This window comes from Gordonia sp. 852002-50395_SCH5434458, from assembly GCF_001665905.1.
Lineage (GTDB): Bacteria > Actinomycetota > Actinomycetes > Mycobacteriales > Mycobacteriaceae > Gordonia > Gordonia jacobaea.
This window is the reverse complement of sequence record NZ_LZTC01000083.1, coordinates 51,927-74,087: the sequence shown is the minus strand read 5'-3', so window position 1 is coordinate 74,087 and position 22,161 is coordinate 51,927. Positions and strand designations below refer to the sequence as shown.

Here is a 22,161-nt window from a genome sequence, read left to right as displayed (position 1 = left end):
ATTACGAACCCGCCGAGCCGAGGGCAGCAGTTGATCAACAGGTGAATTGCACGATCCGGGACGGACAGCCCCTTCCCGGTTGTACTCGACCATGGCCGACAACCGGCCGCATTCGTGGACGATCATCGAGGAGTCTGACTTGTTCGAACTGACCGCAGCGCAGCGGGGCATGTGGTTCGCCGAGCGACTCTCGGATCGTTACTCGGTCAATATTGCGCAATTCTTGGATATAGAGCACACCCAGGAATCGCTTGACCTGCGGATTCTTGCTGAATGTCTGATTGATGCCTGCCGGGTGCTCGAATCTCCTTACCTGCGAATGGTCGAATCCGGCGGCGAGGTCCGTCAGGTTGTTGACCAAACGATCAACCACGAGGTCGACATCATCGACTTCCGTGGTGGCGTCGACCCCTTCGCGGCGGCTTATGAATGGATGCTGGACGAATACCGTCGTCCGGTCGACCTGGCTCACGACAAACTCGTGATCAGTGCTCTTTTACGTGTTTCGGACGAGCGGACACTGTGGTACATGCGCGGTCACCACATCGTGATCGACGGTTACTCGGCACTCACGCTCACCCGTATGGCCGTCGAACGGTACAACGCGCGAGTGACCGAGACCGAGCTGGTCGAGAAGCCCCTGGCCACGATGGCCGAGGTTGTGGCCGACGAGCAGGCCTATCGCGAGGGTTCACGGTACGCCGCCGACCGCGCCCACTGGCTCGAGCAGGTCAGCGGGTCCGGTGAGCGCGTGACCCTGTCGCGGCGGGGGGTCACGGCACCACTCGACCCGGTCAACCTCGTGTCGTCGACGATCCTCGAGAGCACCGTGCAGGATCGGCTCGAACAGGTCGCCACCGACCTCCATTCGTCGGCTGCTGTCATTCTCACCGCGGCCTTCAGCGCATTCACTGCCCGTCGGACCGGCCTCGACGATGTGACCCTCACACTCCCGGTCACCGGCCGTGCGACAGCCAAGATCAAACGTGCGGGTGGAATGCTCGCGAATCTGCTTCCCTTCCGGGCAACGGACGTGACCGACAAGTCGGTGCGCGAACTCATCGAGTCGATGCAAGTGACCCTGACCGGGGCGCTACGCCACCAGCGTTACAGGGTCGAGGACATCCGCCGTGACGCGGGGCTCCACGAGACAGGCGCCACCACATTCGGTCCTGTCGTCAACATGATGTTCTTCGACAAGCCGATCGAGCTCATCGGGGCGCGCGTCGAGTATCACATTCTGTCGTCGGGAATCCTCGAGGATCTGCTGGTCAACCTCTACCAGGCCAGCCCGGGCGCTCCGCTCGGTGTGGATCTACATGCCAATCCGGGCCTCTACGAGCAACATGAACTCGACGTCCTGCACAGCAGATTCATCGCATTCCTGCATGAGTTCCTCGCTGCCGGTTCGCTCGATCGTCTGGTGGCGGACCTGCCGATGCTCACCGACCGGGACAGAGAGCTTTTGGCCGGTCTTCCCGCGCCGCACCCGACAGCGCCGACCGCGTCCGGGCACGCCGACCCATCGATCATCGGACGATTCCGACGGATCGTCGACGAACACCCCGAGTCCGTAGCTGTCGTCGATCAGTACGGTCACCGACTGACCTATGGGGAACTCGCGGACCGCGTCGACCGCGTCGCGCGTGCACTCACCAAGCGCGGTGTCGGACCCCGCTCCGTCGTCGGCATCGCCACGCCCCGACGCGCGGATCTGATCAGCGTGATCTTGGGCGTTCTGAGTGCCGGTGCGGCATATCTGCCGGTGGACACGGCGAGTCCGGCGGATCGACTGGCGTTCATCGTCGAGGACGCGGCTCCGGCCTGCGTCATTCTCGACGATGAGGCGGAGGCCGGCGCCGACGCCATGGCGGGGATTCCTGCGGTGAGCCTGTCCACGCTGCTGAGCGAAGCGGGCGCGGTCCCGCTCCCGGACGCGCAACCGCTCGATTCGCTCGCATACATCATTTACACCTCTGGATCGACTGGGCGCCCGAAACCCGTTGCTGTCACGCATCGCAACCTCATTGCCCTGCTGGATGCGGCGGGTGCCGAGGTCGATTTCGCTCCGGCAGACGTCTGGTCGTTCTTCCATTCGTATGCGTTCGATTTCTCTGTGTGGGAGATTTTCGGGCCCCTGTCGTCAGGGGCGCGGGTGGTGATCGTCGACCGGGACACCGCAAGGTCACCCCACGAGATGCGTGCCCTGATCGAGCGTGAATGCATCACTTTCGTCTCCTTGACGCCCTCTGCATTCGCGGTGTTGGCCGATGCCTGCCGGCTGTCGGGATTGCCGTCGTCGCTGCGGCACATCGTGTTCGGCGGTGAAGCGCTGCCGTTCGACGAAGTGGATCGGTGGTACCGCACCTTCGGTGACTCCGTGAAGCTGACGAACATGTACGGCATCACCGAGACCACCGTCCACGTGACATCGCGGGCGCTCGATCCCGGACTGGTGCGTACCGAGTCGGGCAGCATGATCGGTGCTCCGCTGCCGTCGATGGCCATACACCTGCTCGACCGAAGGCTTCAGCCGGTGGCAGAGGGCGCGGTCGGCGAGATCTATGTTGCCGGAGAGCAAGTCGCGCGCGGGTACCGCGGACGACCGGGGCTGACCTCGCAGCGGTTCATCGCGAACCCCTTCGGAGACGGTGATCGGCTGTACCGCTCGGGTGACCTCGGACGAAGGGTCGGAACCGACATCGAGTATCTCGGTCGGTCCGATCTTCAGGTGCAGTTGCGCGGCTATCGCATCGAACTCGGTGAGGTCGAGGCGGCGCTTCGTGCGTGCCACGGTGTCGCCGGCGCGGCCGCCAAGGTGTGCTCGAATGTCGCTGACAGCGGCCCCAAACTGGTTGCCTACGTGGTGCCCGACGAGGCGTCGGGTTCTGACCTCGACGTCGCACGGGTTCGTGCGGAGGTTCGTCAACTCCTGCCCGGCTACATGGTTCCCGACCTCGTGAATGTCATCGACGGTCTGCCGCGGACGATCAACGGCAAGCTCGACCGCGCCATCTTGCCGGCCCCGGTCTTCGACCGTCCCGGACATGACGTCGTGCTGCCGACCACCGACACCGAGCGCATCGTCGTCGATGCTGTCGCCGACGTGCTCGGTACCGAGCGGATCGGCATGCGGGACAACCTGTTCGGGGTCGGGGGTGATTCACTCGACGCCGCTCGGATCGTCGCACATCTGCGGACCACCACGGGTAAGGCGATCGGGCTGACCGACCTCTTCGACAGTGAGGACCTCGCCGACTTCGCGCGCAGAATCGAGCAGGTATCGCAGCCCGCTCCCTCTACCCCCACGACGCTCGACGAACGTCCGGAGACCATTCCGCTATCCACCGCACAGACCCGGCTCTGGTTCACCAATCGTCTTGACCAGTCATCGGCTGCCTACAACATGGCCGGGTACGTCGAGTTGGGGCCAGAACACGACCCGAGCGTGCTGGTGCAGGCATTCGCCGCAGTGGTCGACCGGCATGAGACATTGCGCACCCGGTACCCGTCCGTGGACGGCGAGCCGGTTCAGGAGATCCTGTCGGCGGACACTGTTGTGCATTCGGTGACGGCTCCGATCCGCCAGGTGTCAGACGCCGACGTCGATGACGTGGTCACGGAGCTGGCTGCGAGGGGTTTCGACCTCGCGGCCGAGGTGCCGGTGCGCTTCACGGTTCTGGCGAAGCCGTCGGGTTTCCTGGCGTTGATCGTGTTACATCACATCACCGGTGATGGAATGTCGTTGTCGCCGTTGGTGCGAGATCTCCTGACGGCATACGATGCGCTCCGCACAGGCAGGGATGTCGCATTCGCTCCACTGCCGCTGCAGTACATCGACCACACGATCTGGCAACGCCAGATTCTCGGCGACCCCGACGATGGCAACTCCCTGGCGCGGGCCGAGCTCGACTTCTGGCGTCGGGAATTCGCAGGGGCCGACGAGGTGATGGAGCTGCCCGCAGATCGGGCGCGCCCCGACATTCCCTCGGGCAGAGGGGCATTCGTTGACAGGCTGATCACTTCGACGACCTTCGACGCGGTGACCGACCTCGCCGCCTCTGTGAACGCGACGCCATTCCACGTGATGCACGCCGCGCTGAGTGTGCTGCTCTCGAGGCTGTGGGGAGGCTCAGATGTCACCGTCGGCACCGCCGTCGCCGGCCGCGACGATCGCGCATTGGCCGACCTTGTCGGAATGTTTGTCAACACGGTGCCGCTTCGAACCCGGATCACGCCATACAAGACGGCTCGAGAAATCGTCGAGGATTCGAAGAGCGTGTCTGCGCGCGCGATTGCGCACTCGCATGTGCCGTTCGAGCAGGTCGTAGAAGAAATCGCACCCGACCGGGCACTGTCGCATTCGCCGTTGTTCCAGGTGATGCTCACCTGGCAGCATGATTGGCTCGGACCCGATGCCGAGCAGAATCTCGGCACGTCCGTCCGCGCGGTGCGTATCCCCGCAGCCAAATACGAACTCCAGGTGGCGTTCACGCAGTCCGAACACGCAGAGGGTCCTGCCGTCGACGTCGAGTTCGGCTATGCGACAGACATCTTCGACGCGTCGACCATCGAGATGTTCGCCGACGAGTTCGCGCGTGTGCTGACCGCGATGGTGCGGCAACCAGACAACGCGGTCGGAGCGATCGATCTGCTCGACACCGAGGTTGTGACCGAGTTGGGAACGATAAGTGCTGCAGCGCAGCCACGTTCGTTCCGCGAGCTCCTTGCCGGCGCAGCGACCGATCGACGATCCTCGTCGGTGGCACTACGCGGAGACACCACCGTCACGCGTGAATTGTTCGAAGCTCGCACCAATCAGATAGCTCGCGAACTGGCCGGGCTCGGAGTGGGTCCCGGTGACGCCGTGGCGATCGAGATCGGTCGATCGACCCTGTCAGTCGTGGCCACGGTCGCCGTGATCAAGTCGGGTGCCGCCTTCGTCCTGATCGACCCGACCTATCCTGCCGAGCGTCGGCAGATGATGCTTGAAACGATCGGCGCGGCAGTAGGCGTGACGCGCTCAGGGCATCGTGCAACCCACCAGGTCGGTATGCGCTGGCTGGCACTCGACGACCCGAACCTCGAGATGCAGATTGCAGGGCACAGCGGTGCTCCACTGCGGGACGACGAACTCGCGCGGCAGCCATCACTCGACGATGACGCTTACCTCATCTTCACCTCGGGTTCGACCGGAAAACCGAAGGCGACGCTGGTTTCCAACCGCCAGGTCGCGAACCTGGCCGAGGCGGCCACCCGTCGGTTCGGCGTCGGACCACAGAGCCGGGTGCTGCACGTCGCGTCGCCGAGTTTCGATGTGTCCGTGCTCGAGTTGTTGCTGGCGCTGCACAGCGGCGGTGAACTCGTGGTCGCAGGGGTAGACGAGTATGCCGGATCAGCACTGACCAACGTCATCGCGAAGAACGGGGTTACCCACGCGATGATGACGCCATCGGTGCTCTCGACGATCGAGCCGTCCGAGGTACCGATGCTGCAGACCGTGATGGCGGCGGGGGAGGCGTGTAGCGCCGAACTCGTTCGCCGCTGGTCGAGTCGATCGTTCTTCAACGCGTACGGGCCGACCGAGGCCACGGTCATCGTCACCGTCGACGGCCCGATGACCCAGGACGATCAAGTCACGATCGGTACCGCATTGTCCGGAGTCGGCGCATTCGTTCTCGACGATGCCCTCCGGCACGCGCCTGCTGGCGTGACCGGAGAGTTGTATCTCGGAGGTGACCAGGTCGCCATCGGATATCTGCATCAACCAGCACTCACCTCGACGCGATTCGTGGCCAACCCGTATGGTCCGGGCCGGCTCTACCGCACCGGTGATCGTGTGACGCGGCGTGGAGACGGCCGCATCGTCTACCACGGGCGTAACGACTTCCAGATCAAGATCCGAGGCCTGCGAATTGAGCCGGGGGAGGTCGACGCCGTCATCGAGGAGCACCCGAGCGTCGTGACGGCTCTGAGCGCAGGTATTCCCGGGCCAGCACGTGAGACATTACTGGTGAGCTATGTCAGCATCGCCCCAGGCGCAACCGTGAGCCCGGACAACATTCTCGACTTTGCCGCGAGTCGCCTTCCGCGACATATGATCCCGCACACCATCGTCATCGTCGACCGGTTCGAACTGACCCCGGTGGGAAAGATCGATCGCAGGGCGCTGCCGAGTGTCGACCTGTCGTCCGCCGAGGAGTACCTCCCGCCTCGGACCGAGATGGAAACAGTGATCGCGGGCGTCTTCGGCGACGTCACCGGCGCGGAACGAGTTGGGGCACGAGACGATTTCTTCGGACTCGGTGGTACCTCGTTGTCAGCGGTCAAGGTCACCTCACGGGTGTCGGAAGTGATCGGTCGGGACGTCTCGGTCCGTGAACTGTTCGCTGCGCCCACCGTCGCCGAGCTCGCCGAGTCGCTCGGGACCTCACCCTCGGGCTCGTGGGCGCCGCCGCTCGGCCCGCGTGCGCGCGCGGAGATGGTTGCGGTCTCAACTGTCCAGCGCGGACTCTGGGTGGTGAACAACGCTTCACCCGAATCGGCTGCCTACAACATCGCGCTGGCGTTGAGAATCCGCGGTGAACTCGATGAGATCGCCTTGCGGCTAGCGGTGCGCGACGTCGTAGAACGACACGAGACGCTACGTACGACGTACCCGATGATCAACGGGCAGCCGATGCAGCTGATCATGCCTGCCGGGGCAACGGACGCGCACGCCGATCTGCGAGTGGTCGCCTACGACGGAGACGTCGAACAGGCGATCGCGGAGGTCACCGGTCGGGGCTTCGACGTGACCAGTGGAGTCCCGGTTCGGTGGGTACTGCTGACGCGGCGGTCGAAGCAGGACGATGCTGCTCGCACTGCCGCTCCCGACGTCGCCGGCGAGAGTGTGCTCGTCTTCGTGGTGCATCACATCGGTTGCGATGGGGCGTCGTTGGCCCCACTGGCCCGTGATCTCATGGCCGCCTACGCGGCCAGGGCGCGAGGTGAGGCTCCGGGGTGGGACCCGCTTGAGCTGCAGTATGCCGATTTCACCCTGTGGCAGCAGGAGAAGCTCGCAGCCGTTGACCCGAGCGGCACGAGTGAAGAGCAAGCGCAGCTCGACTATTGGCTGAGGCGCTTGCACGGCTCGCCGGAACGTATTCAGTTGCCGACCGATCGTCCACGCCCGAAGTCGCCGAGCTTTGCCGGCGGGCGCGTCGAGTTCGAGATTCCCACCGAGCTGCGGAGGTCTCTGGAATCGGTTGCCCGGCAGAGTAATACGACCATGTTCATGGTGTTGCACACCGTCTTCGCGGTGCTGCTGCACAGAATGAGTGGCGACGACGATATCGTGATCGGCACGCCCTATGCTGGGCGCGCGGACCGTGCTCTCGACGACATCGTCGGGATGTTCGTCAACACCTTGGCGCTGCGCACAGAGCTCGATCCGCATGAAGACTTCACCAGACTTCTGGAACGAGTGAGACGAGATGATCTGTCCGACATGGCCAACGCCGACATCTCGTTCGAACGGATTGCCTCCGAGCTGCTCGCCAAGCCCCCAACCGCGTACAACCCCGTGTATCAGGTGATGTTCGCTTACCAAAACCTGGATTTCCCGGCACTGCGGATGGATTCACTCGAGGTCGAACCGATCTCCGAAGAGCTCGTCACTGCGAAGGTCGACCTCCAGCTCACCGTGTTTCCATACTCACTCGACGGTTCGAATAACGCCTCGGGTGCGATGCAGGGCCGTTTCGACTACGCAACAGACCTTTTCGAAGCACAGAGCGTCGAGAAACTGAGCGAACTGTTCCTGAGTCTGCTCCGAGAGGTCGGTGGCGATCCGCAACGTGCAGTAGGGGATATCGTGGCGCGTACCTCCATCGTCGAGGCAGCGGTCGCCGACGATGAAGTCGACTCGCCGTTGCCGCTCTCCGATCTGGTCGCGTCGGCGGCTGAGGTCGGGCCCGCGGAGACGGCCATGACCTACGACGGGATGGTTGTCACCTTCGCGGATCTGTGGTCGATGGTCAGCGTGATGACGGCGGCGATGCCCACGGGGGATATCGACTCGGCGTTGACCATGGCGGTCATGGGAGCGCTTCCGGCGCTGGCCGCCGGTGGTTCAGATGCGCTGGATGATGTGTTGGAACAGTTGCGCGCCAATGCGGTACGCGTCGGGAGAGTGACCATGAGCCGAGAGTCATACGACCAGTGACCGGCCCGACTGGGGGACACGGTATACAGGCGCGCGGGTGGGGGCGGACACCGTCGCTGATTGATCTGATCGGCGCAACGGCCGACGCGTATCCGGACGCGGTGGCGTTCACAGGTGCAGGAGGGCCGGTCCCGTTCTCGCGCCTGGCTGCTCAGGCGTCGGTGACTGCGAGGGCACTCGCGGCCCAGGGGCTCGACGCCGATGCCGCGGTCAGGGCCACGGTCACAGGACTCGTCGCGCGACCAGGTCTATCGCCGACGGAGGTCGCTGAGGCATCGGCGGCAGCGATCGAGAGTGTGCGAAGAGCGGTCGACGAACTGTTCGGGAGCAGTGATCGCAGCTCACTGCCGGGTCTCGTCCGGTCGTCCGTTCATCGGTTCCCCGACAGGGTTGCGATCACCGACCTCGCCGGTGCGTCGTTGACATACCGGGAACTCGATCGCCGCTCACACGACATCGCGCTTCGCCTTGTCGACCGTGGAGCCGGCCCGGAAACACTGGTGGGAGTTGCGCTTCCGCGGACGGCTGAACTGATCGTGGTCCTGGTAGCCATCGCGCGGACGGGGGCGGCCTACCTGCCGCTCGACCGTTCGCATCCGATCGAGCGGCTGTCCACGATCGTCGACGACGCCGCGCCTGCGGTCATCGTCGCCGATTCCGAAACGGCGCATGCGTGGTCGGCCACGGCGTTCGGCGACATGGTGTCCACGGTCGACGACCTCCTCGACGTCGCGCCGAGGGCGACGACACTGCCTGCTCGTGTCGATCCGGCGCACCCCGCCTACGTCATGTACACGTCGGGGTCGACCGGAAAGCCGAAAGGCGTCGCGGTCACCCATGAGGACGTTGTGTCGCTCCTCGATGCCATGTCGCGGATGTATGACTACACCGAGCACGATGTGTGGACGATGTTCCAGTCGTACGCGTTCGACGTGTCGGTCGGGGAGATCTGGGTGTCGCTGGCCTTCGGCGGCAGGTTGGTGGTCCTCGACTACGAAACCACCCGTTCCCCTGCTGATTTCGTGAAGGTTCTTGACCGCGAGCAGGTGACGATCGTCAATCTGACGCCGTCGGCCTTTTATCAACTCGCTGCGGCCGTGCGCCCACCGTCCGGCGCGCGTATGCCGTCCTCGGTGCGCAGCATGATCTTCGTGGGTGAGGCGCTCGATTTCGAGCAGGTTCGACGCTGGCATACAGATCGCTTGGACAGTGAAGGCGACCCGGGGCCGCAACTGAACAACATGTACGGCCCCACCGAGGCCACGGTCTACATGACGCGCCGTGAGCTGACGGTCGACTTCGTCAGCGCCACATCGGCATCCGATATCGGTGGCCCTATCCCGGGGACACGGACCTACATCCTCGACCGACGCCTGGCGTCGGTTCCCGACGGTATACCCGGTGAGCTCTATATCGCGGGTCCACAGGTCGCCCGAGGCTATCTGGGTAGGTTCGAGCTCAACGCGACCCGGTTCGTGGCCGACCCCTTCGGCGCGCCCGGCGATCGTATGTATCGGACCGGTGACGTCGCCATTCCCCGTGCCGGGAGTATCGAGTATCTCGGCCGTAGCGATGCGCAGGTCAAGTTGCGCGGCTTCCGCATCGAGCTGGGCGAGGTGGAGGCTGCGCTGTTGGCGGCGGTAGGTGTCGACGCCGCCGCTGCGGCTATCAAAACCCGCGACGACGGCCCCACCCACCTCGTCGGGTACGTGGTGGGCCGGGGTCTCGACGTCTCGGCGATCCGCGCAGAAGTGGCTCAGCGAGTTCCCGACTACATGGTTCCTGACGTGATCATGGAGCTCGAGCAGCTCCCGCTCAACGTCAATGGAAAGCTCGATCGTGCGGCATTACCGTTGCCCCGCATCGAATCGACAGCAGAATTCGTCGCCCCGCGAAGCGAGTACGAGCATCGACTGGCAGATGTCTACGCCGAGGTACTCGGCCTCGATTCGGTCAGTGTGATCGAGTCGCTGTTCGATCTGGGCGGCAACTCTCTGGTTGCGGCTCAGGTGGCGGCGCGCGCGAGTGAAGTCCTCCAACTACCGGTCAGTGTGCGCGACGTATTCACCTCGCCTGCCGTAGCGGATCTGGCGCAACAGGTCGCGGGCCGAGTCGCCGTCGACCGACCCGAGCTGGCCGCCGTCGACCGACAGGGCGCCATTCCGCTGTCGTATGCCCAGCAACGCCTCTGGTTCCTCGCGCAACTCGAACCCGACAACGCCGTTTACAACATTCCGCTCGTGCTGCACTTCTCCGGTGCGCTGGACACCCATGCGCTGGCAGGTGCACTCGACGATGTGGTGCGTCGCCACGAGGTGCTCCGCACCCGATTCCCGGTGCGAGACGGAGTCGCCGAACAGGAGATCGGCGACGACGCGCCCGATATCATCGTCGCCGATCCGATCACCACCGACCCGTCCGATGTCGAGGAGAAGATCGCCGAGATCGCCTGGGAGCCGTTCCGGTTGGCAGACGCCCCGCCACTACGCGCCCGACTGCTCCAGACCGGCCGTGCCGACTACATCCTGGTGCTCGTCGTCCACCACGTCATCGCAGACGGCGCATCGATGGGGCCGCTGGCACGTGACGTGATCGCGGGTTATCGTGCGCGCAGTGAGGGCGAGAGTGCCGACTTCGGCAAGCTCGCGGTGCAGTACGCCGACTACACGCTGTGGCAGCGCGCGGTGCTCGGCGACCCGCGCTCGCGCGACTCGATCGCCGGTCGGCAGCTCGCGTTCTGGCGTGAAACACTCGATGGCGCGGCCGATCTCATCGATCTCCCGTTGGATCACCTGCGGCCTGCGACGCAGAGCAAAGTGTCGCGCAACCATCAGTTCTCGATCGGTGCGGGACTCGCGGCCGAACTCGATGAGTTCGCCCTCGAGCACGGTGTGTCGCTGTTCATGCTGCTGCATGCCATGTGGCTGGTGCTGCTCAACAGGCTTTCGGGCAGTGCCGACATCACGATTGGCACGCCATACGCAGGCCGCGGTGAGCGAGCCCTCGACGACCTGGTCGGAATGTTCGTCAACAGTCTCGCGCTGCGCACACGTTTCGGGGTCGAGGACGCCTTCACCGACCTGCTCGCTGTCGTCAAAGAGACCGACCTGGCAGCGATATCGAATGCCGACGTGCCCTTCGAGATGGTCGTCGAGCAACTCGATCTCCCGCGTACAGACTCGCACGCGCCGGTGTTCCAGGTGGCACTCGCCCTGCAGGACCACACCGACTCATCCTTCGAATTGCCTGGTGTGGCAATCGAGTTCGAGGATCATCCGCGAACCCTCACCGACTACGACCTCTCGGTCACCTTCATCGAATCCTGGCCGGCGGGAGATCGGTCCGGGCACTATCTACGCGGGAACGTCGACTACGCCGCTGACCTCTTCGACCCGCGCTCGGTGGCCAGATTCATCGAGTTCTTCGAACGCATCGCGCGCCAGGTGGTCGCAGAACCCGACATGCGCATCTGCGACGTCGAGATCCTCGAATCCGAACATCGCGACGACCTCGTGGTCGCCGGTGCTCTGCCGTCGCCTGAACTGACCCTGCCGCAGATGCTGGCCAGGGCAGCGTCGAATTCTGATGCCCTCGCGCTCGTCTCGGGCGATGAGTCGATGACCTACGGCGAACTGGATGCCCGAAGCAACCAGTTCGCCCGTTTCCTGATAACTCGGGGAGTGGGGCCCGAGACATCGGTCGTCTCAGCGTGCCGACGCGGCATCTCGGGGCAGTTGGCCTTCTGGGCCATCGCGAAAGCCGGTGGCGCACTGTGCCAGGTCGATCCCGCCTATCCGACCGACCGCATCGCGATGGTGGTCGCGGACTCGGGTGCGCCACTCGGCGTGGTCGAACCGGAATCGGTGTCCGCGATGCCCTACGGAGCCCACTGGGTGGTCGTGGACGACGATCTCTGGGCACAACTCGATACATTCTCCGTAGCACCGCTGTCAGCCGACGAACTGATCGCGCCGGTGCGCGTGGACAATGCCGCCTACATCATTTTCACGTCCGGTTCGACCGGCCGGCCGAAGGGCTCCGCCGTCACGCACCGCGCGACGACCACCGTCGCGGCGCTCGCCGCTGAACGCTTCGGACTGTCCTCGTCGTCGCGGATGCTCGCGGTGAGCTCTCCCAGCTTCGACGCCGCGGTTTTCGAGTCTCTGGTCACCTATGGCAACGGTGCTACTCTCGTGCTTTCCCCGCCGCAGGTGTATGGCGGCGCCGAGCTCGCCGATGTCATTGTGCGTCAACAGGTCTCGCATGCCGTGATCGTCCCGAGCGTGCTGGCGACCATACCGGGTCTGCCCGACGATGCACTGCCGGTGCTGATGACCGCAGGAGAAGCGCTGCCCCACGCCGAGATGGCCCGCTGGGTATCCGGCGATTCCGCACGACGGATGAGCAACCTGTACGGGCCGTCGGAATCGACGATCATCGCAACGTCTGCGGGGCCATTGAGGCGAGATGAGCCGGTCACGATCGGTGATCCGGTTGCGGGCATCACCGTCGCGGTGCTCGACGAGCGGCTGCGACCGGTACCCGCCGGTGTGGTCGGGGAGTTGTATCTGGCGGGTCCTGCCCTCGCGCGCGGTTACGCTGGTCGACCTGCGCTGACCGCCGAGCGGTTTGTCGCTGCGCCCTTCGAACTGCGGGATTGCCCGGGTGCCGGTGCCCGGATGTACCGGACAGGTGATCTGGTCCGGTGGACATCCGCGGGGTTGCTGGAGTACATCGGACGTTCGGACTTCCAGGTCAAGATCCGCGGTCTGCGTATCGAACTCGGCGAGATCGAGTCCGCGCTGCGGGCTGTGGAGGGTATCGGCGGCGCGGTCGCAGTCGGCGTCGACACCCCAACGGGTACTCGCCTGGCCGCATACGTCGCGCCCACTCAGGGCGCGACTCTCGACCCGGTCGCGGTGCGCTCGGAGGTCAGTGGACGCCTGGCGTCGTACATGGTGCCAGACGCCATTGTGGTCGTCGACGCGATCCCACTCACCCCGATCGGGAAAGTCGATCGGAATGCGTTGCCAGAGGCGGATTTCGGGACGCCAGAAGAGTACGTGGAACCCGTCGGGGACACGGAAACAGCGATCGCGGCGGTGTTCGCGGACGTCCTGGGCACCGGACGGGTGAGTGCGACGGCCTCGTTCTTCGATCTCGGCGGCAACTCGTTGTCGGCTACTCAGGTGGCCGCTCGCGTCGGTGAGGTGCTCGACGCCGACGTCCCCGTGCGCATGCTGTTCGACGCACCATCGGTTCGCGACCTGTCTGCACGGGTGACGGTAGCCACGGGCGCCGGTGCTCGGCTGGTTGCCACCGAGCGAGGTGAACGCCCGCCCCTGTCGTTCGCGCAGACGCGCATGTGGTTCATCAATCGCATAGACCCGACGTCGTCGGAGTACAACATTCCGATCGTGCTGCGCCTCACGGGTGATCTCGACGAAGACGCTCTGGTTCACGCGGTCCACGACGTGGTGACCCGCCACGAGGTTCTCCGCACTCGTTACCCATCGGTGGACGGTGACCCGTTCCAAGAGGTCCTCGACCCGGAGGCGGCACTGGCGCACCTCGATGTGGCCGTGGTGGAGGCGCCCGGCGGCGATGCGACACAGTCAGCCGATGGCGTGGTGGGCGAGGTCGAGGCACTCACGTGGCGGGGGTTCGACCTCGCTGTGGAGATCCCGGTACGCGTGCGCCTTCTGCGCGTGCGCGATCGGGCAACCGGTGACCGGCAGTGGGTGCTCGTCGCAGTCATCCATCACGTGGCCGCCGACGGATTCTCGATGACACCACTGGTATCGGATCTCGCGCGCGCTTATGAAGAACGGCACGGATCGCCGGGACGGGCCCTCCCGACCCTCGCGCCGCTGGCGGTGCAGTACGCCGATTTCGCCCTGTGGCAGCGGGAGCGACTCGGCAACCGTGACGACGAGTCGTCGAGGCTGTCCACGCAGCTGGACTACTGGCGAGCGATCCTCGCCGACGTTCCTCCGGTCACGGCCATCGCTACCGACCGTCCGCGCGGGGCGATCGCGGACAAGCGCGGCGCGTCGGTCGAGTTCGAGATTCCCGCCGATCTGCGTGCGCGCCTGACCGAACTCGAGGCTCAAGCGGGCGTGACGACGTTCATGCTCCTACACGCCGCGCTGGCCATCCTCGTCGCCTCGTCGTCGGCTCCCGAGGATGCGGGACGCCACGACGTGGTCATCGGAGCACCGATCGCTGGTCGCGGGGTCGCGGTCCTCGACGACATGGTCGGTATGTTCGTCAACAGCGTCGTGCTGCGAACCGAGGTGATCTCGGGAGTGCGTGTCGCCGAGTTCCTCGCCGCGGTTCGCGCAGCGGATGTGGATGCCTTCTCGCACTCGGAGGTTCCGTTCGAGATTCTCGTCGACGATATCGCGCCGGTTCGCACGCAGTCGTTCGATCCTCTCTTCCAGATCGCGCTCACTTATCAGAATTTCGCCGAACCGCATGAACTGACGCTGCCGGATGTGCGATTCGAGCGTATGGAACCGGCCACGACGGTCGCCAAGTCCGAACTGGACTTCTTCTTCTCCGAGTCCGACTCCACTGACGCACAAGCGTCGCTGAACGGCCAACTGACCTACGCCACAGCACTGTTCGACGAAGACACCGCTGTCGACCTCTGTCGCCGTTTCGTTTCGACCCTCGAGTCCCTGGTGGCTGCAGCGCACTCGACTGCCACGGTCGGTGACCTCATGGAACTGACCGGCGACTCGCTCTCACGAGTCCTCGATATCGAAGCCGGTCGGGTCCGCGAGACCGAGGACGCGACGTGGCCAGAACTCGTCGAGGACCGGTTTGCCGTGTCGGGTGATGATCTCGCGATCGTGACCCCGACGACGGAGTTCACTTTCGATGAACTGGCCGGTCGCGCTCGCAGGCTCGCTCGAGCTCTGATCGAGGCCGGTGTCGGTCCATCGGTGACCGTCGGTATCGGTATCGGACACGGCGTCGAGCAGCTTGTCGCAATCTATGCTGTCGCCCTGGCGGGCGGCGCGTACGTCCCGGTCGATCCGGTCCTGCCGGATGACAGATTGTCTGATCTCCTGCGCCAGGCGCACGCACACATCGTCGTGACGACCGAAGCGTCGGACGGCACTGCGTCAGCGTTGAATAGCACCGAGTCATCGAATTCCGAAGACCGCGTGATGAATTCAACGCGTATTCGGTTCGGCCGCATCGACGGGGTCACCGACGTCATCTCGCTCGATCTGCTCGATCTCGATGCCTACGATGCCTCGCCGGTCACCGATGAGGAGCGCACCCGCCCACGTCATCCCGACGATCCCGCATACGTGCTCTTCACGTCGGGGTCGACCGGCGTACCCAAGGGCGTCGTCGTCACCTTCGCCAATCTCGGCAACTACGCCCTGTGGTGGCAGTCGACGGCGCGCCTCACGACGCGCGACCGTCGACTCCGCCTTGCGCCCTACACATTTGACGGATCGCTCGACGACATCGTAGCCCCGATCGTGTCGGGAGCACCGATCGTCATTGCCGATCAACCGCGTGCGGACGTCGCCCGGCTGGTACAGACGATCGACCGTTTCGGTGTCACTTCGCTGTTCGCGGTTCCTTCACTGCTGTCGGCGATGCTCGACATCGCCGATCACGGTCAGCTCGACTCACTGCGCGTCGTCGATTCGGGCGGTGAGGCACTCACGCCGGAGCTGGCTCGACGATTGCTGTCGGTGCTGCCCGGCAGGCTGCTCAACTCGTACGGTCCGACGGAGGCAACGGTCGGGGCTGCGCTCGCCGAGGTGACCACCGGCCTCCTCGACGGGACCGTCGGTGGCGCTGTGCCGATCGGTCGACCCGTGGACAACACGAGGGTCTATGTGCTCGGTGACCGGCTTCAGCGCGTGGCTGTCGGTGTTCCGGGCGAGTTGTACATCGCGGGCGCAGGTGTCGCTCGCGAGTACGTCGGGCAGCCGGGGCGTACCGCCGAGCGCTTCGTCGCATCGCCGTACGGCGACGGCGAGCGCATGTACCGGACGGGCGACATGGCGCGCTGGCGCAGCGACGGGTTGCTGGAGTATCTGGGGCGCACGGACTTCCAGGTGAAGCTACGCGGCCAGCGACTCGAACCCGGCGAGGTCGTCGCGGTGCTGGAGCAGGCTGACGGCGTAGCCGCAGCAGCGGTCATCGTGGTGACCGCACCCTCGGGCGCGGATCACCTTGCCGCTTACCTGGTGGCAGCTGGACACGCGCTCGATGTGGAAGCGGTGGCCGACTTCGCTGCTCGACGTCTTCCCGAGTACATGCGGCCGACGGTGTGGACTGTCCTCGATCACGACCTACCACGCAACGCGGCGGGCAAGCTCGACCGAAAAGCGCTGCCTGCACCGGAATTCGGCAGCGACGAGTTCGTCGAGCCGGCGACCGAGACCGAACGACTGCTCGCCGAGGTGGTCTCACAGGTGCTCGACATCGACCGCGTCTCGGTATCGGACAGCTTCTTCGAACTCGGGGGGTCCTCGCTGACCGCCATGCGTGTCGTGGCGCTCGGCTCGGATGCGCTCGGTGTCCCGCTTCAGGTAGCCGATGTCTTCGCCGCGCCGACGATTCGTGAACTCGCCCGAGGCATCGACCGTTCCCGCCCGGAGCGGCTTTCGCTCGTCGCGGGCCCCCGCCCGACACGAATACCGCTGTCCTTCGCACAGCAGCGAATCTGGATCCTCAACCAGCTCGACCCCGGGTCTGGCGTCTACAACATCCCGAGCCTGCTTCACCTGACCGGCGCCGTCGACATCGACGCACTGCACGCGGCCTTCGTCGACGTGGTGGAACGTCACGAGGTGCTGCGCACGCTGTTCCCCGCGCTGGCAGGGTCGAACACTGTCGACTCCACGAACCCGTCACCGCTCACGTCGCAACGAATCGACCCGGCCGCGGTGCCCACGCAGCAGATCATTGAGGCAGGCTACGACGCCGTCGACTGGAAGAGGGTCGACAACGTCGCAGAACTGGAGGCCGCCGCGGTCGACGGGTTCGATGTCACCCGCGAACTACCGGTGCGGGTCCGGCTTCTCGCCGTCGGCGATGGTTGGCAGATGATGGTCGTCATCCACCACATCGCCGGCGACGGTGGCTCCATCGCTCCGCTCATGGCGGATCTGGCAGGCGCGTACGAAGCGCGAAAGAATGGGCGGGCGCCGCAGTTCGAGCCGTTACCGGTGCAGTACGCCGACTTCGCGCTCTGGCAGCGCGCAGCACTCGGCGACGCCGACAACGTCGAATCGGAACTCGCTGCACAGGAACGCTATTGGGTAACGGCTCTCGACGGTGTACCGGATGTTCTTCCCCTGCCGCTCGATCGGCGGCGACCTCGAGTGGCATCGTCGGCAGGCGACGTGGTCGATTTCACGATCCCGGCCGACCTCGTCGAGCGTGCACGGGACCTGGCCACGTCCCGCCAGTCCACACTCTTCATGGTGGCGCAGGCCGCGCTGGTCATCGTGCTCCGCAGGCTATCGGGCATCGACGACATCACCATCGGCGCACCGATTGCCGGTAGGACGCAGTCGGTGACCGAGCCGCTCGTGGGCATGTTCGTCAACACACTCGTGTTGCGAACCACGGTCGACCCCCAGTGGGATGTCGACGCTCTGCTAGGCGATATCCGTGCGACCGATGTCGCCGCCTTCGCGCATGCCGATATTCCGTTCGAGGAGATAGTCGATGCGGTGTCGCCGGTCCGGTCCGAGGCATTCGAACCATTGGCACAGGTCTATCTGACCGTCGAACCAGACGTCACGGGCGACGACGGATTCGATATCGCCGGGATGCACGTTCAACCGCAGCCGGCGCATACGCATTTCGCCAAGGTCGACCTGCTGTTCTCGCTCACCCCCGCCGGCGACGGTTCGATGTCGGGCCAGATCGTCTACGCCACCGATATTTTCGACGAGTCGACCGTTGCCGCGATTGCGGATCGGTATCTTCTGGCACTGGACTGGCTGACTCAGCGGCAGCAACGGCAGGTCTGTGAACTCGGTCTTCTGCTCACCGACGAGCAGCGAACGCTCGTCCCGGCGAGAACCCCGCGTGACGGTGCGACCGCTCCGCGGACGATCCGTCAGATTCTCCGCGCACGTGAGACGGAGCAGCATCAGGGTTCGGGTGGTGCGCTCGACGTGCCGGATGACCATCCAGCGCTGATCGCAGGCGACCGGGTCATCACCTATGCAGAGTTCGAATCGACGACGAATCGTATGGCGCGAGAACTGATCGCTGCCGGGGTTGGGCCGGATATGCCGGTCGCCGTGGTGATCTCGCGTTCTGCCGAGCTGCCGATCGCGGTGTGGTCGGTGGTCAAGGCGGGCGGGGCTTACCTCCCGGTCGACCCGCGCCATCCCGCCGAGCGCATCCGGTACATGCTGCGTGACTCCGGGGTGTCGGTCGCGGTCACCGTCTCCGCCGACCGCAGCGCGTGCGACGGCATCGACGGCATCGAGGTGATCGTGCTCGACGACCCCGCCACCGCGAAGCGACTGGCGCAACGGTCCGACGCCGTTGTCGATGACGATGAACTGCGCGCTCCTGTTCACCTGGATTCACTGGCCTACCTGATCTACACATCGGGTTCTACCGGTCTGCCGAAAGCTGTTGCGGTCACTCATCGCGGCCTGGCGGACATGGTGTCTGAGCAACGCAGGGTCTCGGGCGACCAGCCGGACATCCGGGTACTTCTGGTGGCGTCGCCGAGCTTTGACGTCTCGTTCTTCGAGTTGATCTGGGCGTATTCGGTGGGTGCGACGTCGGTGGTGTCCCCGGCTGACGTCTACGGAGGTGACGATCTCGCCGAGGTGATCCGCGAGGGTCGAGTGACCGACCTGATCATCACTCCGTCGGTGCTGGCCACCGTCGACCCCGAGGGGCTACCGGATGTTCGGCATCTGATCGTGGCCGGAGAGGCGTGTCCGCCGGAACTGGTATCGCGGTGGGGGTCTCGCGTCGAGATGCACAACCTGTACGGGCCGGCCGAGGTCACCGTCGTATCGACGATGAGCCGCCTGCTCCCGGCAGAGGTCGTGCCGATCGGGCGTCCGATCAGCGGTATTTCCGTCGTGGTGCTCGACGATTACCTCAATCCGGTACCGGTCGGCGTCGCGGGTGAGTTGTATGTGATCGCCGACGGAGTCGCGCGCGGATATCTCAACAGGCCGGGATTGACCGCTGAGCGATTCGTCGCGAATCCCTACGGGGGCGCGGGTAGTCGGATGTACCGCACCGGCGACGTGGTGCGGTGGTTGTCGGGCGATGGATCGGCGGAGCCTCGACTCGAGTACGTGGGCCGGTCGGACTTCCAGGTGAAGATCAACGGCCAGCGAATCGAACTCGGCGAGATCGACGCGGCCCTGGCATCTCTGGACAGTGTCGAGACCGCCCACACGATCGGCGTCGAGGGGCCGGGCGGCGGCACGCGCCTGGTGAGCTATGTGGTAACCGCCGATCCGGGTTCTTTCGACAGTGCGCGCGCAATCGATGCTGTCGCGACGCAGTTGGCGGAGTTCATGGTGCCGTCGGCGGTGGTTGCGCTCGAGAGGCTGCCGCTCGCGCCAACCGGCAAACTCGATCGGGCCGCACTACCTCCGGCGGTGTTCGCCGATGACGGGGCGCACGAGGCGCCGAGGTCGGACACGGAGCGGTTGATCGGCGGGATGGTGGCCGGCCTCCTCGGCCGCGACGAGGTCAGCGTGACCGAGTCCTTCTTCGCGCTCGGCGGCGACTCGATCATGTCGATTCAGTTGTCGTCCCTGCTCCGGTCGGCCGGATTCGACATCCGTCCGCGTGACATCTTCGAGCACAAGACCGTCAGGTCCATGGCGGCGCTTGTCGCTGCGCCCGAGCAGACCACGCTGCCCGAACTCGCCGGTGGCGGCCACGGCCGCGTGCCGTTGTTGCCGGCAGCACAGTGGATGTTCGAGAGGTCGGACACCCCTGCGGATTTCGCCGACTTCTCGCAGTCGTTGGTGCTCGCTCTTCCCGCGGACTTCGACGATCCGTGCATCATCACCGCGGTCGACGCCGTGGTGCGAGCCCATCCGATGCTCGCCTCGACGTTGAGGATCGACGATTCAGGCGAACGTTATCTCCATGCCGCAGAATCGATCGACGTCGGTGCGGTGCTGACCAGTGCGACAGTGGACGCCGAGCCGGGTACGGATGAGTTCGCCTCCCGTGTGACCGAAGCCCACGCGAATGCTCTGCGTCTGCTCGATCCGACGGCGGGCACCATGCTGCGACTCGCCGCGATCCGCAGCGAGCGCACCGGTTCAGGGCGCCTCGTTCTCGCGATCCATCACCTCGCGGTGGACGCCGTCTCGTGGCAGACCATCGTTGCCGATCTGGTCGCCGCGGGACAGTCCTGCGTGTCCGGCGAACGTCCCTCGGTGACACCCGAGGCGACCTCCATGCGACGGTGGGCGGTCGGGGTGCACGAGTTGGCCCCCACACGTGAGGCGGAGGCTGCGCTGTGGGACCGCATGCTGCCGCAACAGCGGACGGAGCCGTTCGGTATCCGTGATCGGGTCCGCGACCGCGAGTACACCCTGCGTCATGCGATCACCCACATTGCGTCCGACCCCACCGAACGGCTTCTCGCCACGGTTGCCACGGCTTTCGACGTCCGTGTCAACGATCTGCTGGTTGCCGCGCTCGCCGCTGCAACGTCGCGGTGGCACGGCGTCGGAGCCGACGGGGCGGTCCTGGAATCGTTCACCGCACTGCTCGAAGCTCATGGCCGCGAGGAGTCGGTGATCGGCGGAGCCGATCTGACGAGGACCGTGGGGTGGTTCACCACACTCGCGCCACTCACGTTCGCTCTCGGCGACTGCGCTGACGAGAAGTCGCTCATCGCTCTCGTCAAGCGGGTGAAGGAAGCGTCTCGTGCCCTGCCCGACAACGGATTCGGATTCGGGCTGCATCGATATCTGCTGCCGGGATCGCCGGTGCGTAACCGTGAGCTGCCAGACGTCACCGTGAACTTCCTCGGGAACACCGGCGGAAACGGGACGGGAGACCACGCCGAAGAGAACCTGATCGCGCTGGCACCCGCCCCCGAGCAGTATCGGCTCGATTCGACAGTCTCCGGCGGCATGGTGTCGGCGGGCGCGCTCGACGTGAATGTCGGAACCGTCACCGGACCGTCCGGACGAGAGTTCGAGGTGTCCTGGCGGTACCTGCCCACGGCGCTCGACGACACCGCGCTTGCCGAACTCGCATCGCATTTCGCAGACATCCTCGCCGAGATCGCCGATAGCGTCGACGCGCGTGGGGGACTGGTGGGGTACTCGCCCTCCGACATCCCCGCCACCGGGCTCGACCAGGAAGCGATCGACGGGCTCGACCGCCGTTACCCCGGTGCTGAGATCTGGCCGCTTGCCGTGCTCCAGAAGGGCCTGTACTTCCACTCGGAGATGGCGAAGTCGTCCTCGGAGTTCGTCGATCCCTATGTGGCGCAATCGGTGGTGTACCTGCGGGGTGACATCGATCTGTCGAGACTGCACCGGGCGGTCGACTCGGTGGTTCACCGACACCCGGCGCTGCGTGCCGGATTTGTCCGCACCGACTCGGGGGCCGTCGTCTCTGTGATCCCTGCAGACGTCGAGGTTCCCTGGCGCACAATCGATCTCCGTGACCATGAGCTCGGCGATGCTGAGCAGCACGCAGGAGGGGTTGCACACCGGGACCGGATCGAACCGTTCGATCTCGGGTCGCCGCCGCTGATCCGGTTCGCAGTGGTGTTGATGCCCGACGGGCGCCATCGGCTGATCGTGACCAACCATCACATCATTCTCGACGGCTGGTCGTCGCCGATCGTGCTCGGCGACCTTCTCGCCGCCTATCACGTCGATGACGGGCAGCAGTCCGATGGCCGCGCCGGTGACGAGCACCGCGGGTTCCACGACTACCTCGGGTGG

At 65.2% G+C, this 22,161-nt stretch carries 2 protein-coding genes (1 of these 2 cut by a window edge); both read left to right on the top strand.

Annotated features, from left to right (window positions below; translation table 11 throughout):
- Positions 1-91 precede the first annotated feature (91 nt).
- Positions 92-8,206 (top strand): amino acid adenylation domain-containing protein, encoded by an 8,115-nt coding sequence (locus A5785_RS18210; RefSeq protein ID WP_082946608.1) that lies wholly within the window; start codon positions 92-94, stop codon positions 8,204-8,206.
- A protein-coding gene (locus A5785_RS18205) for a non-ribosomal peptide synthase/polyketide synthase (RefSeq protein ID WP_064868212.1) crosses the window boundary here: on the top strand, positions 8,203-22,161 show its start. The gene runs 21,087 nt beyond the window's last position; only the first 13,959 of its 35,046 coding nucleotides appear in the window; the start codon lies at positions 8,203-8,205; the stop codon falls past the right edge of the window. The genes A5785_RS18210 and A5785_RS18205 overlap by 4 nt, the downstream gene beginning before the upstream one ends.